12 protein-coding genes and 4 pseudogenes are annotated in these 13,723 nt (G+C 49.9%); 12 read left to right on the forward strand and 4 right to left on the reverse strand.

Annotated elements, in window-relative coordinates:
* The first annotated feature begins 80 nt into the window (after nt 1-80).
* From IPM59_09400 to IPM59_09415, 4 genes and pseudogenes are all read left to right on the forward strand, one after another.
* Nucleotides 81-1,085, forward strand: coding sequence for an ABC transporter substrate-binding protein (locus IPM59_09400; GenBank protein ID MBK9215803.1), 1,005 nt, complete (start codon nt 81-83; stop codon nt 1,083-1,085).
* 282 nt (nt 1,086-1,367) lie between these two features.
* Nucleotides 1,368-2,523 (forward strand): annotated as a pseudogene (locus IPM59_09405) (IS3 family transposase).
* Between the two features lie 14 nt (nt 2,524-2,537).
* Nucleotides 2,538-3,341: pseudogene (locus IPM59_09410) on the forward strand (iron ABC transporter permease).
* A complete protein-coding gene (locus IPM59_09415) occupies nt 3,335-4,108 on the forward strand; it encodes an ABC transporter ATP-binding protein (GenBank protein MBK9215804.1) in 774 nt (257 codons plus the stop codon). The pseudogene IPM59_09410 and the gene IPM59_09415 overlap by 7 nt, the downstream one beginning before the upstream one ends.
* Nucleotides 4,109-4,522: 414 nt before the next feature.
* Here IPM59_09415 and IPM59_09420 read toward each other — a convergent pair whose 3' ends face one another.
* A complete protein-coding gene (locus IPM59_09420; protein ID MBK9215805.1) occupies nt 4,523-5,044 on the reverse strand; it encodes a hypothetical protein in 522 nt (173 codons plus the stop codon).
* Nucleotides 5,045-5,087: 43 nt separating this feature from the next.
* A pseudogene (locus IPM59_09425) lies at nt 5,088-6,238 on the reverse strand (IS3 family transposase).
* A gap of 76 nt (nt 6,239-6,314) precedes the next feature.
* On the opposite strand from IPM59_09425, the gene IPM59_09430 reads away from it, so the two are divergent.
* From IPM59_09430 to IPM59_09465, 8 genes are read left to right on the forward strand one after another with little or no spacing between them, the layout of a single operon-like run.
* On the forward strand, nt 6,315-7,007 hold the full coding sequence (locus IPM59_09430; GenBank protein ID MBK9215806.1) for a ThiF family adenylyltransferase: 693 nt from the start codon (nt 6,315-6,317) through the stop codon (nt 7,005-7,007).
* Nucleotides 7,008-7,018: 11 nt separating this feature from the next.
* Nucleotides 7,019-7,333 carry a DUF2958 domain-containing protein gene (locus tag IPM59_09435; protein MBK9215807.1) on the forward strand — a complete coding sequence of 105 codons (315 nt, stop codon included), beginning with the start codon at nt 7,019-7,021 and terminating at the stop codon, nt 7,331-7,333.
* Between the two features lie 48 nt (nt 7,334-7,381).
* A complete protein-coding gene (locus IPM59_09440; protein MBK9215808.1) occupies nt 7,382-8,731 on the forward strand; it encodes a hypothetical protein in 1,350 nt (449 codons plus the stop codon).
* A gap of 12 nt (nt 8,732-8,743) precedes the next feature.
* The gene (locus tag IPM59_09445) at nt 8,744-9,169 is read left to right on the forward strand and encodes a hypothetical protein (GenBank protein MBK9215809.1); all 426 of its coding nucleotides are present in this window, start codon (nt 8,744-8,746) and stop codon (nt 9,167-9,169) included.
* 13 nt (nt 9,170-9,182) lie between these two features.
* Nucleotides 9,183-10,802 (forward strand): AAA family ATPase, encoded by a 1,620-nt coding sequence (locus IPM59_09450; protein MBK9215810.1) that lies wholly within the window; start codon nt 9,183-9,185, stop codon nt 10,800-10,802.
* Between the two features lie 12 nt (nt 10,803-10,814).
* Entirely contained in the window at nt 10,815-11,213 is a 399-nt protein-coding gene (locus IPM59_09455) for a DUF1257 domain-containing protein (protein MBK9215811.1), read from the forward strand.
* 15 nt (nt 11,214-11,228) lie between these two features.
* A complete protein-coding gene (locus IPM59_09460) occupies nt 11,229-11,420 on the forward strand; it encodes a DUF2997 domain-containing protein (GenBank protein MBK9215812.1) in 192 nt (63 codons plus the stop codon).
* Nucleotides 11,417-12,076: a radical SAM protein gene (locus tag IPM59_09465; GenBank protein ID MBK9215813.1), complete on the forward strand. Its 660-nt coding sequence runs from the start codon at nt 11,417-11,419 to the stop codon at nt 12,074-12,076. Before IPM59_09460 ends, IPM59_09465 begins: the two co-directional genes overlap by 4 nt.
* On the opposite strand, the pseudogene IPM59_09470 reads toward IPM59_09465, so the two are convergent.
* Together IPM59_09470 and IPM59_09475 are read right to left on the reverse strand one after the other, a co-directional pair.
* Nucleotides 12,056-12,968: pseudogene (locus tag IPM59_09470) on the reverse strand (nucleotidyl transferase AbiEii/AbiGii toxin family protein). The gene IPM59_09465 and the pseudogene IPM59_09470 overlap by 21 nt on opposite strands.
* Nucleotides 12,949-13,722: a type IV toxin-antitoxin system AbiEi family antitoxin gene (locus IPM59_09475; protein ID MBK9215814.1), complete on the reverse strand. Its 774-nt coding sequence runs from the start codon at nt 13,720-13,722 to the stop codon at nt 12,949-12,951. The pseudogene IPM59_09470 and the gene IPM59_09475 overlap by 20 nt, the downstream one beginning before the upstream one ends.
* Nucleotide 13,723 lies beyond the last annotated feature (1 nt).

Raw genomic sequence — 13,723 nt, forward strand, 5'->3', positions numbered from 1 at the left:
GCGATGGCAAGTCCAGATCGGGGTTAGATTCAGTTTTTAGTGGGGTATGACTCATTTAGGCAAGTCACGGAGAAGTGATAATGAACACACGAAATGCACGGAGACTCCCCCGCACTTTTTTCTTCTTATTCACCCTCATCTGGTTATCTCTATCATGCCGTCAGGAACAACCAAAACAGTCCTTACAGATCAATGATTACTTTGGTCGCTCAGTATCACTCAGCGCACCTGCCGAACGGATTATTCCGACATACTATGTCGAAGCCGAAATACTCTGCGCTTTAGGCATGAAAAGCAAAATTGTTGGAATAGGCTTCATTCACAACGATTCAAAGTCTCCACAATCTTATATTCTGAATAAGTTCATGCCTGAGACTTATTTGCTTCCGCAGATCGGTCGGGGTAAGGATATTAACATTGAGAGGGTGATCGGCTTAAAGCCGGATCTGATTATTTGTGAAAATCAACAAGAAAATATTCGAAATTTAGAAGATCTTGGCTTTACGACCATTGCACTCTTTCCAAGAAGACTAGCCGATGTATTTGCCGAAATAAGAGCCTTAGGTCACCTAACCGGAGCCGACGACCGCTCCCGAAAACTGGAAGGACATCTAAGGCAAGCTGTCGAAAAGGTACGACAACGCACCGATGGGTTTCCAGACGAAAAACTGCGCAAGCTGTACTATGTGCGCTCAGATCTTCTGACAACGGTAAATGACCCCGGGCACAATGAGATTTTCCGAATATGCGGGGGAAAGAACGTAGCTGATGTTGACTTTAGTCCCTATTCGGTGACCATTTCGCTTGAAAACCTCCTTCAATGGAATCCGGCCACGATAATTATCAGAGATAGGTCGCCACTTACCCCAGCAGATATTTTGCAGGACAGTCGACTCAGCGATCTGGACGCGGTCAAGAACAACCAGGTCTTCAAAGAACACTCCGGTTGGATTGAATTCCGAATGGAGGCAGTTTTCGGGATAATCGAGAAAGCGAAATGGCTCCATCCCGATATTTTTCGCGACTTGGATGCTTCTGAAGAATTTGAAGATTTTGAGAACCTAATCCGTGAGTTCAATGAATGAAACCGAATCGTGCACCCCTCCTAGTAGCCCTGCTCTTATTGCCCATCTTCGCTGGTTCAGTATCACTGTTACACGGAGCATACTCTCTAGAACTTAAAGATATTCTAAAAATTCTGCTTTCGACGCTCCTTCCTGTTGAGCGAACATGGAGTAGCTCGGATGAAACTGTACTGCTATATGTTCGGTTGCCTCGGATATTGCTGTGCGCACTCGTGACCTGCTCCCGTAAAATTACCCCAAGTGGAAAGCAAGAATCAAATAGAATGGAGGAAGGTTCTTGCAATGAGGAAAAAGTATACGGAAGAGCAGATCGTGGGGATCTTGCGAGGGGCGGAGGCGAGCGGGAAAGGCGTTAAGGAATATTGCCGTGAGAAGGGAGTGCACGAGACGACGTTCTACGGGTGGAAGAAGCGGTTTGGGTCGATGGATGTCGAGGAGGTACGGGAGTACCGAACGCTGGTGCAGGAGAACGCACGGTTGAAGCGTCTGCTGGCTGAGCGCGATCTTGAGATCGACGCGATCAAAGAGGTGCTTAAAAAAAAGTGGTAGGCGTGTCGGACCGGCGAGAGGCAGCGAGGATAATGATCGGTGCGGGCGTGAGCGAGCGGTTTTCGTGTGCTTTGTTGGAGTTGGAGCGAAAGAGCTATCGGTACGAGCGGCGAGAGCGAGCACCTGACCCGATCTCAGAGCGGATAAAGGAGCTGGCGCTTGCTTATCCGCGATTCGGGTATCGGCGGATATGGGCGATCTTTGCGACGGGCCGGAGAGGTGGTGAACATCAAGCGTGTGCATCGCTGGTGGAAGAAGCTGAAGGCTGCGACTTGCGAGGAAAAGGCCGAAAAGACGGCGTCAGGACGTGCAGATGATCGTTCCAAAGGCCGAGAAGGCGAACCAGGTGTGGACTTACGATTTTGTATTCGATCAGGCAGTTTCGGGGCGAAAGCTGAAGATGCTGACGCTGGTTGATGAATACACGAGGGAATGCCTTGCGGTCGAGGTCGCATCATCGATCACGGCGAGGGGCGTGAGACGGGTGCTTGAGCGGGTTTGCCGCGAGAGAGGATGCCCTCAGATGATCCGCTCGGACAACGGCAGCGAATTCATCGCCGGGGCGACCCGCGAATGGCTCTCGGCAAACAACATTCAGCCGATGTTCATCGCACCGGGCAAGCCTTGGCAGAACGGCAAATGCGAGAGCTTTAACGGCAAGCTGCGCGATGAACTGCTGGGCCAAAGGTGGTTCAGTTCGATGTGGGAAGCACGGGTAGTGATCGAAAGCTGGCGGAAATTCTACAACACGACGCGCCCGCATTCGTCGCTTGGCTATCTCACACCCGCCGAGTTTGCTGCCAGCCTCGCCTCTGGCTCGGCTGCCACCAAACTCGATCACGATCCGACGGCAGTTAGACCAAAAACACTAGCTTTCCACCTGGGGTAAAAACAGGGGGCTGGACACTCGTTGGTTCGACGCTTTCCGTTGCCGGTGCCGTCCTTCAAGCCGTTTTCAGGAATCCGTTGGTTAGTCCCTATCTGCTTGGTATCTCTTCCGGGGCTTCTTTCGGAGCTTCAATTGTCATCGTTCTTCTTAACTCGTTCAATCCATTATTAATCCATTCCTCTGCGTTTGTCTTCGGTGGCCTCGCTGTGACGGGTGCCTACCTAATTTCAAAAATGTATGGACAAAGGGATAATACGATTCTGGTGCTGTCAGGAGTCATTATCACGAGTTTTTTTTCTGCCCTCGTCGCGCTTCTTCAATATTTCACCGAACAGGATAAGCTTCAGGCAATAGTCTTCTGGATGATGGGCAGCTTCTCGTCATCGCAGTGGAGACATATTGTCCAAGTAATCCCTTTTGTACTCGTCGGATGTCTATTGCTGCCTTTCCTAAGCTGGAGAATAAATGTCATTTCTTTGGGGGATCAGGAGGCTCAATCACTAGGCGTCAACCCGGAAAGGTTCCGGTTGCTACTTATTCTAATAACGACGTTGATGACCACTTCCGTTGTTTCTGTTGCCGGCCCCATTGGTTGGGTAGGACTGATCATCCCGCATATTGTCAGAATTCTCGTTGGCGCTAACAATCGGGATATTCTTCTCGGAAGCATCGGATTGGGCTCCACGTATTTGATAATTGTTGACTTCTTATCACGAAATCTGTACGGATTTGAAATTCCGGTGGGCATCATTACGGCGTTGGTGGGCTGTCCTTTTTTTATCTACCTGATCCACAGAGGGAGGCAAACTGTATGGTAGACCTCGAAGTTCGAAATCTACGCGTTCAGCTTAAAAAGAAGATCATCATCCAGAATCTTGGATTCCAAGTGAGCAGCGGGGTCCTCGCTATTCTCGGCCCCAATGGAGTCGGGAAGTCCACATTGTTAAGAACGATGATTGGCTTCCTAAACCCGATAGACGGAGACGTTCTTATTTCCCAAAGGTCCGTATTCGAAACACCTCATATCGAACGGGCTAAGACGATAGCGCTGGTTCCACAGGAGCACCATCCGGCCTTTTCTTATTCCGTCGAAGACTTGATATTGATGGGTCGAACCCCCTACCTTCGAGCGCTCGGCTTCCCTTCGAAAGACGATAGAGCTATCGCCGAATCCGTAATGGAGCGGTTACAGATCATAGACCTGCGGTATAGGAACTATACAACACTAAGTGGAGGCGAGCGTAGATTGGTTCTGCTCGGTCTGGCACTATGTCAGCAATCGAAAATTATCCTTCTGGATGAACCGACGATATTTTTGGATATCAGGAACACGTACCGGGTTTTATCATTGATTGTTGACATCGCAGCTAAACAGAACGCACTCGTGGTGATCACGACCCACGACATTAATCATGTGACGGAGTGTGCTGATCAGGTTTTGATGATGTTCGATGAGAACCAATACGCTTTTGGGGCCGTAGCCGAATTAGTAACCAAGGCCAACCTTAAACGGCTATACAATATGGATTTTGAGATTGTTGTCAGACAAGACGGAAGGCGATTTGTAATGCCTCAGTCCGGTTGATCATGTTGAGTTGTCAGGGTCCTCCCATAGCTCTTCTTATAACTCCCATGAAATCGAAAGAGTTTTTTGTCCTAGAAACTTGACGGGCTCAAACAGTCTGCAGATTGGAGAGTTACTCTCGTTGCCCGGCCTCGATTGGACTTCATTGTAATACTCAGGAGAAATCTGAGAAATTCGCGTTATCTGTAATTCACGACCTAATGATTGTGAGATGTGACTGTTGTGGCAATGCCTTTGAAGAAGAGGAACTTATCGAGCATTTGCTCTACAAAATTGAACTGATTCGCTGCGGTTTGCCAACCAATGTTGATGATGCATACAAATATTTTCGGAACAACTACGCTGAAGACGAGGATGTGATCAAGTGTATGCGTACTGATGTTCATAGAGCGTCTTACAACTAACCAAGCTCTATTAAGGATTTGAATTTGTGAATTGTATGCGGCCCTGTTCCGTAAGTCCAAGAATTCCGAGCTGCTCGGGCGTTGGTGTGCCGGATACATTCTTGAGTTGATCAAACTCTATGGCCGGGCCCTTCCATCTTCGGCATTGTTCCGGGGTTAATACATAAAACCAGGATGGAGCCTCATCGCGAAGTTTACCCGTGGGAATTGCCCAGATCGTTACATATTTGGCGTTGACGGCAGTATAGAGATAGTAGTAATTCCTGCGATTCAGCGTTCTGTTGTCATTAGAAAGATTTCTTGGTTGCTTCTGATCCCAGACAACTCCTTCCATTTGCTTTAGATCTTTGGGGAAGGCTCCTCTTTTTTGATTGAACGTTAACAGATCCCGCATCATCCTATCCACCGCTTCAAAAGGCAGGTCTGCCTGGTTTTTCATCTCCGTTGCCCAGAGCGAATAGATATAAACTCCGGCCACGAGCACAAGTGCCAGAGGCGTAAGAATAAGAGAGATCTTGAGGCGATTGATCATAACGTGACTCAAAAGGAAGTTTTGGCTGTCCAGCCCCCTGTTTTTACCCCAAGTGGAAAGCTAGTGTTTTTGGTCTAACTGCCGTCGGATCGTGATCGAGTTTGGTGGCAGCCGAGCCAGAGGCGAGGCTGGCAGCAAACTCGGCGGGTGTGAGATAGCCAAGCGACGAATGCGGGCGCGTCGTGTTGTAGAATTTCCGCCAGCTTTCGATCACTACCCGTGCTTCCCACATCGAACTGAACCACCTTTGGCCCAGCAGTTCATCGCGCAGCTTGCCGTTAAAGCTCTCGCATTTGCCGTTCTGCCAAGGCTTGCCCGGTGCGATGAACATCGGCTGAATGTTGTTTGCCGAGAGCCATTCGCGGGTCGCCCCGGCGATGAATTCACTGCCGTTGTCCGAGCGGATCATCTGAGGGCATCCTCTCTCGCGGCAAACCCGCTCAAGCACCCGTCTCACGCCCCTCGCCGTGATCGATGATGCGACCTCGACCGCAAGGCATTCCCTCGTGTATTCATCAACCAGCGTCAGCATCTTCAGCTTTCGCCCCGAAACTGCCTGATCGAATACAAAATCGTAAGTCCACACCTGGTTCGCCTTCTCGGCCTTTGGAACGATCATCTGCACGTCCTGACGCCGTCTTTTCGGCCTTTTCCTCGCAAGCTGCAGCTTCAGCTTCTTCCACCAGCGATGCACACGCTTGATGTTCACCACCTCTCCGGCCCGTCGCAGCATCGCCCATATCCGCCGATACCCGAATCGCGGATAAGCAAGCGCCAGCTCCTTTATCCGCTCTGAGATCGGGTCAGGTGCTCGCTCTCGCCGCTCGTACCGATAGCTCTTTCGCTCCAACTCCAACAAAGCACACGAAAACCGCTCGCTCACGCCCGCACCGATCATTATCCTCTGCCTCTCGCCGGTCCGACACGCCTACCACTTTTTTTAAGCACCTCTTTGATCGCGTCGATCTCAAGATCGCGCTCAGCCAGCAGACGCTTCAACCGTGCGTTCTCCTGCACCAGCGTTCGGTACTCCCGTACCTCCTCGACATCCATCGACCCAAACCGCTTCTTCCACCCGTAGAACGTCGTCTCGTGCACTCCCTTCTCACGGCAATATTCCTTAACGCCTTTCCCGCTCGCCTCCGCCCCTCGCAAGATCCCCACGATCTGCTCTTCCGTATACTTTTTCCTCATTGCAAGAACCTTCCTCCATTCTATTTGATTCTTGCTTTCCACTTGGGGTAATTTTACGGGAGCAGGTCAGGTCGAGATGTTGATAGTTGATCCCGATGTCGTCGAGAGCGGCAACATACCGCGAAGCAACTTCTGCGCCGCTGAGATCGGTCGATACAAGGCCCAGACTCTTGCAGAAAGAATCACTCTGGCTTGGGGAATGGAAATCGAGTATTCCTGTGAAGCGTTTGATGTCGAAAAGCACATGCGTCGGTCAATGCGAGATTATCGCAGCCTCACCGTAATTGTCGGGTGCGTTGACAATCACTTGGCAAGGCGTGATATTCACGGCGCTATCGACGAGTTCAAAACCTATGGCTCATCAGACGCACCCGGTACCTGGTGGATAGATGCCGGAAACGGCAGAATGTCCGGACAGGTTCTTCTCGGTTCAAATACAAGACGGTTAAAGCCTCAGCAGTATTTTGCGGGGACAAGTATCTGCCGCTCGCTCCCGGCTCCGTCGCTTGTGCATCCTGATCTTCTTGAACCTGAGACAAAGGTAACTTTTGAAACGAACGAAGCTCTTTCCTGTCCGGATCGAATAAGGCTCGGGGAGCAAAGTCTCAACATCAATCAGCGTGTAGCAGTCGAAATCGCTGAAATGCTGTCGGCAATGTTCCTGACAAGGTCGCTTAAGCGATTTGCATCTTACTTCGATCTCGAAAGCGGGACTTCACGCTCGCTTTACTGCACTCCGGCACAGGTTGCGTCCGCGATTCACAGGTAGAAATAACCGTCATGCAGGAACTGCTTACTAAAGAACTGAAAGAGCGATTGCCCGGGTTCAGAGAGCAGGAGAACTCCGAAGATCCGATAGTTTATGCCGTGTACTTCTTCCCATGTAGCGGCTGGACATGGTTTGTTACCAAAGGGCAGCCGGAAGCAAACGATTTTATTTTCTTCGGATTCGTTATCGGTTTTGAATCCGAATGGGGGTATTTCGCGTTGAGCGAACTCGAAGAACTGGATATTCACGGCCTCAGGATCGAACGAGTTGAGGACTTTATCCCGACTCCGTTAAGCGAACTGAAAAAACAAGCGGCGGGCATGTGAGTGTCAATGGAAGCACAAACTTACAACTCAGGTCCCGGTGAACAAGTCTTGGAAACTCCTCCACAATCGCTCGCCAATTCCGTTCTGGCGAATATCTTTGGACAAAACGGCTATAGAAAAACCGACGAGGTGTTTGATCGAGCGGATGAGCAGGAAAGTACACAACCAGCTGATTTGGCCCAAGACATTCTCAAGCGATTCGATTCGAGAAAGGAAAAGGCTGCTGTTGAACTTGGAATCGACGCAAACGAAGTCGAATCTCTGCCGTTCGATCTTTCGATCCTCGAAAGTGAAGGCATATTCATGAATATCGATTGCCGTGGTTTCGGAGCGCTTGTCAGGCAGCTTGAGTGGAAAACGCTCGGCGTTAAGCTGCCCGAAAACGCGGCGGTTCATGTCAGCCCGCCTCGTGCCGGACTGCTGCCGGACGCTTACCGCAACAAGCTTATGCGCGGTGCGGCGCGTGCCCATCAGGCGCTCACAAGATACGGATTCAAGTTTACGCTCTGCGAAACCGTCTGGGGAACAAGCGAATATAAATGGATTCCGTGGACAGCATTCGAGCAGTTCGAGCAGGCATATCACAAAGCCTGCGAGACTCTGAGTAAAGCAAAGGCTGAAGTACTTGAGAATTATGATGAGATCCTTGGCATACTCCAGGACAGTTTCTACACGCTTGCGAGAGATTCGGCCGACCGTTTCGAAGCGACCAGTGACGAGTCCTTCGATAGGGAGGAGTTCGTGAATGCGGTAGCTGCTCAGGCGATTGGGATGGTTCCGACGCGCGAGATGATCCGCGATGGACTTACTATCACGATGAAGCCAAAAGTGATCGTTCTCGGCTCCGAGATGATTGCCGAACAGAACCTAAGAAAAACTCTTTCCCTTGAAACTGCAAAGGTCGATGCTGAGCGTGTTTCGCTCGAACTGGAATTGGATTCGAAACGTCGGGTCGAACAGATAAAGGTGACCCAGGTCGAGGAAGAAACCCGTCAAGAAAGGGAAGTTAAGGAACGCATTCGCAATATGAAGATCGAGGCTGCACGACGCGAGGCTGAAGAAGCGGTGTCGCCGATCAAGGAAGGGCTTTCGCAGCTGACCGCGAAGATCTTCGAGGCCGCCAGCGAGATGTCGGAAAAGCTTAAGGGGGCAAACTTTGTTTCCGGCTCGCTTGCAAAACGGGCAAGGCAGATGTGCGAATGGTATCAATTGATGAATTTCACAGGTGACACATCGCTCGAAGAGGTCTTAGACAAACTCCAAAATGCCGCCGGTCGTGAAGTAAAACAGCGAACGACTCACGAGATGCAATCTGCTCTTAGTGACCTGATCAGGCTGACTTCTGTCCAGTCAAAGAAACTCTTGGATGAGGACAGGCTATCGGCTCTGGAATTGTAAGGAACCAACATAATGGCAAGTTTTGATCTTAGTAACTATATTCCGGTACATACTCGCATCGTTGAGTTTTACACGAAGTATCCCGATGGTCGCATTCTCACGGAACTCGTCCGCCTGAACGAGGACAGCGGATTTGTGTGTATCAAGGCAAGCGTTTTCCGCGAGCGTGATGACGCAGAGCCAAGCGCGACCGGACACGCATTTGAGATTCGCGGGCAGGGGTATGTGAACGCGACTTCGCACATCGAGAACGGAGAGACCAGTGCGGTAGGCCGTGCACTCGCGAACCTTGGCTTTGCGATCGAGAACGGCATCGCTTCCCGCGAAGAGATGCAAAAGGTGCAGCGGATGACCAACGCAAATGGAAATCCGAACGGAAATTCAAACGCCACAAACCATCAGAACGGACGCCAGCAGGTAGTGCAGTCCGTCTCGTAAATCCCAAAAGCAAATGACGCAGCAAGAAACCGATGCGGACAGCATCGGCACATTCCTAAACGAGCTCGATATCAGGATTCGGGCAAGATATCCGCTTATCGCGATCAACACCTATGAGGAAGATCGAGTGAAAGACGCACTTCTTGATCTCGTCTTTCAGGAGAGGCACAAGGAAAAGCCACTTTTCTTCTGGAGCCGTCCTACTGGACTGCAAAGGATCGTCGATCCGAAGGAGGGGCTGCTTCAGCCCCCTACTCCGGTTCTTGACACGGAGGATCCCGAAGGCGTGCTCGGATACATAAGCGAACAGAAAACGGGCATCTTTCTGCTTTGTGACTATGCACCATACATCTCTCCGTTCGGTCAGGAAGATGCTTTGCTGGTCCGGCGGCTTAGGGAGATCGCATGGAAGCTCAAATCAACCAAGGCGACTGTCCTGTTTGCCGGTCCGAACTTTCCAGAGTTAAAAACACTCGAAAAAGAAGTGACTCAGATCGAGCTTGGGCTTCCAAAGGAAACCGAGATCGACGATTCGATAGAACTCCAGCTCGACAATCTTAGGGCGAACGGGCTTGATATCAGTCTTACAAAAGATACGCAGGACGCTTTGCTTCAATCCCTTCTGGGACTTACCGCAGGCGAGATCAGCAATGTGATCGCTAAGGCGGTTATCAGCTGCAACGGTCTCAATCAGGAATCTATCAACGTAATTCTTGAGGAAAAGAAGAATGTAATTCGCGGCAGCGGTTCGTTGACCTATGTTCATCCGGAACCGGCCAGCAATCTTGGTGGTTACAAATCTCTAAGGGCGATACTCGAACGTGCTGCATACACGTTCAGTCCTAGAGCTAAAGCTCGTCATGTAGAACCTTGCAAGGGTATTTTGCTTGTGGGCTTGCCCGGCTGCGGCAAGGACCTCTGTAAACGTGTGGCATCGAGCATTACCAATCGTGCTCTGCTTGACCTGGATTTCGGCTCAATCATGGGCGAAGGCGGCGGTGTTATCGGTTCGTCCGCGATGTCGATCAAACGAGCCCTTTCAATAGCCGGAACGATCAAGGGCATTCTCGGGATCAGTGAGTTTGAAAAAGCTGTGTCAGGCATGAAGTCCTCCAACAAGACCGATGGCGGCGAGACGGCACGAACGATCTCGTATCTTCTCAACTGGATGCAGGACAACAAGGACGTTCTGGTCTTTGCGACCGCAAATGACGTCCGCGAACTCGAATCAGAACAGTTCAGGATCGGCAGGTTCTCATACATCCACTTTGTCGATCTTCCGGGGAGTGAAGACCGAGAGGAGATATTCAAAGTTCATCTGAGAAAACGCCATCTTGATCCTGAGAGGTTCGATATCGACCAGCTTGTCGAAAAAAGCAATGACTTCTCAGGTTCCGAGATAGAGGAAACGGTAAAGGACGGCGTTCTCGAAGCGTTTATCGACGGCGACCGCGAAGCCGAGACTCGCGACATTCTCAAAGCTGCCGAAAAGCTCACCCCGACAGCCCAAATGATGAGCGAGAAGATTGAAGAGATTCGCAAATGGGCGAGAAACAACATAAAAGGCGTTTCCGCAAAACCTGAAGGCTCGCAGCTTACTGGACAACACTCCAATCGCATTTACGAATTCTAATTAAGAGGCTTTATGAGCAAATACATGACATTCGATTCGCAAGCCTTTGAGAGCGCTGATCTTCTGATCGAGGCACTTTCCGATCTTGGTTTTACCGAAGTTGCTCGTGGACAGGGCCTTGTACTTGAAGGCTGGGACAGACGCGATAAGCGTACCGCCGACATCGTTATTCGTCGTTCAGGTGTGAAGGACAAGCGACTTTTGGGCGACATCGGTTTTCAAAAAACTGCATCGGGATATGTCGCGGTCATCGACGACATGGATCTCAATTACAAGCTTGGACGCGATTGGATAACCAAACTCCAAACAAGCTACCACGAGGCCGCAGCACGGAAAATGGCAAAGAAACTCGGCGGCACTCTCACCCGTGAGTTGATCGGCAAAACAGTCAAGATCAGAGTCAAATTCTAGCCAAAAGGAGGCTCTATGCCCGAAATCGAATTCACTATCGACACCGACACCGGAAAGTGTGACACCGAGATCAAAGGTGTTCACGGACCGGCTTGCGAAAAGACTGCACAGCAACTGAAACAGGTTCTGGGAAGCCCATCAAAAGACACAAAAACTAAAGAGTATTACGTTAGGCCGCAGCAAAAGCGGCGAATCGAGGCGAAATGAAGAATGCTGTCACATTTATTGTTGAACCCGATACGGGACGAGTAACGGTCGAAGTCTCAGGGGTTTCAAATGGAACTGTCCGACAACTTGAGACCGTCATTGGAAAGGGAACATCTTTTAACTGCGGACGACCGGTTCATGCGGCATTTACACGGCCATCTCCCAAAGCAGTTGAAGACGACGCATTTTCGATCTGGCTCTATGGTCTCTATCACAACTCAGTTGTGGACGGCCCCGGTAGGCGAAGCGTCATACGTGTGGCCGGTTGCTCTCTGCGCTGCCCCGGCTGCTATGTTCCAGAAACGCATAAGCGCGAAAACGGATCGCTTGTTCCGATATCGTCAATTGTCAACGAGATCGTTGCCAATCGTTCAAAACACGACGGAGTGACAATTCTCGGCGGTGAACCGTTCGACCAAGCAGCGTCAGTTGCAGAACTTGTATCACGGCTCAACAAACTCGGCGTACACATTACCGTTTATACCGGAAACACCATGGACACGCTGATCGGCAGAAAAGATAAAAGCGTTGACTACATCCTCACTCATATCGATCTCCTGATCGACGGTCCATTCATCAGACAACTTATGGAGAATGCAGGGGAATACATAGGCTCCCGAAATCAACGCATCATCTCACTTCGCCGAAATAGTTAGGATTCGTTCCAGAGATTCATACTGTTGCTTGAATTTGGCGGGATTACTGTCTTTCAGGTGCCGAAGATTCTGTAGCTTCCACTGAACCGCCGGAAACTTCTGGAAATCATGGTCATCCCATTTCGGATCCAAGCCATTGATCCCTTAAAAGAAACTCGCGATCTTCATTCGTCAATCTTTGGTGAATCGAGTCCACCAATCTCGATCGAGTGTTTTCAAAGTCCTCGTAGGTAAACTGCTCGCTGCTCATTCCAATGAAGTGATTTTCCAATGTCGCCCGCTGGTCCAGAAAGGTTGGTTGAATAACCTCATGTAAGGGCCGATCGCTGGATATCAATGAAAGGAGAAATCCGGTTTTAACCTCATCCGAAAATCCTTCGTGTTCAAGTAGGTACTTTACGTCAAAGAGATCTCTCGGATGCTGCCGGTCAAGGGCAGCGCATATTTTGCCGCCGTAAAGTTGACCAAAAGGTGAAACTTGAATTACACAAAAAGCTTCAAATTCTTCCTGAGCTCTTTTACACAATGTCATCTCAGTCGGTTCGGAAATTGTTCCCCTGGCAACCAAGTTGACCTCGATCTTTATTCCAAAACCTGATTGCGAGACGAGCAGTTTTCCGGCCTCGCTTCTGTCGGAAATCCTTACATCCTTGAGAACCGTTTCTACATTCCGTTTCACCCTTCCCAAAGCTGCCTTGATGTTCGACATTGTAGTCGCTCGATCTTCAATCGGAACATAGGTCAAGTCGATGTCAACGGAAAGACGCGGCATATCCCTGACGAAAAGATTGATCGCGGTGCCACCGTGAAGTGCGAAACACTTTTCTTTGGCTACTTCAGGAAGCACGTTCAACAGCAGTGAGACCTGATTTCTATAGGTTGCTTTTTCCACTTTCTTCGAATTCCTTCGGAACTGTTATCTGATATTTCTTTACAAATATCCCGTTTTTTACTATGCTGCGTTTTCCGCTGCCAAGATCTACGTACTTCAGGTCCAAATATTCAACCCAGCCGTGTCCGCATTTTTCAGCCAAATAAAGGAACAGGCGCTTTACCTTTATTGACCGACATTTCTCCAGCAATATCTGTACCTGATCCGGCCGCAGATTATTCAATCCTTCCATCAGTTCGTAACATTCCATCAGATCTTGCTTGTCAGGGGCTAGGTATAGGCATTCCATCATTGCTCGGGCCGCGCCGGACACCTTTATTGAAAATGTCCTGAAATCGATGTCAGTCATGCCGAGATCAGGAGGCAGGAATGAAGAGGGATAAAAGTCTATTTTTACACCCCAATCGTATTCTCGAAACCACGTCGGCAATTTTTCGCCCTGTTTCCCAAACAGAGTGACCTTTTTGGAGTCCATTTCGAGATAGTGGGCCTTTCCGGTCAGAGATAAGGCTGTTCGCCCACCCGGATGCACCGTCAATCCGGTTTGCGCTTGGAGAGCGTATATCGCGCCTTCATAACCAACCTGATCACCGGCGCGTATCATCGCCCCGTTTCCTATCGAAACAAGCCAATTGCTTTGCCGATACTTCTTTTGAAGATGGCCGCTATATCCTTGATCGGTAAGCCACTTCGCTTGAAATACAATTCCACTAGGCTGTGAAGTTAGTAAGCGGTGTAGTTTGCTTGTATTTATG

Source organism: Chloracidobacterium sp. (assembly GCA_016715795.1).
GTDB lineage: Bacteria > Acidobacteriota > Blastocatellia > Pyrinomonadales > Pyrinomonadaceae > OLB17.

Bases quoted from the DNA above. Each gene is read 5' to 3' on its own strand.
- IPM59_09430 (MBK9215806.1), top strand. From the start codon at position 6,315: ATGTTGATAGTTGATCCCGATGTCGTCGAGAGCGGCAACATACCGCGA.
- IPM59_09400 (MBK9215803.1), top strand. From the start codon at position 81: ATGAACACACGAAATGCACGGAGACTCCCCCGCACTTTTTTCTTCTTA.
- IPM59_09435 (MBK9215807.1), top strand. From the start codon at position 7,019: ATGCAGGAACTGCTTACTAAAGAACTGAAAGAGCGATTGCCCGGGTTC.
- IPM59_09420 (MBK9215805.1), bottom strand. From the start codon at position 5,044: ATGATCAATCGCCTCAAGATCTCTCTTATTCTTACGCCTCTGGCACTT.
- IPM59_09450 (MBK9215810.1), top strand. From the start codon at position 9,183: ATGACGCAGCAAGAAACCGATGCGGACAGCATCGGCACATTCCTAAAC.
- IPM59_09455 (MBK9215811.1), top strand. From the start codon at position 10,815: ATGAGCAAATACATGACATTCGATTCGCAAGCCTTTGAGAGCGCTGAT.
- IPM59_09460 (MBK9215812.1), top strand. From the start codon at position 11,229: ATGCCCGAAATCGAATTCACTATCGACACCGACACCGGAAAGTGTGAC.
- IPM59_09415 (MBK9215804.1), top strand. From the start codon at position 3,335: ATGGTAGACCTCGAAGTTCGAAATCTACGCGTTCAGCTTAAAAAGAAG.
- IPM59_09465 (MBK9215813.1), top strand. From the start codon at position 11,417: ATGAAGAATGCTGTCACATTTATTGTTGAACCCGATACGGGACGAGTA.
- IPM59_09445 (MBK9215809.1), top strand. From the start codon at position 8,744: ATGGCAAGTTTTGATCTTAGTAACTATATTCCGGTACATACTCGCATC.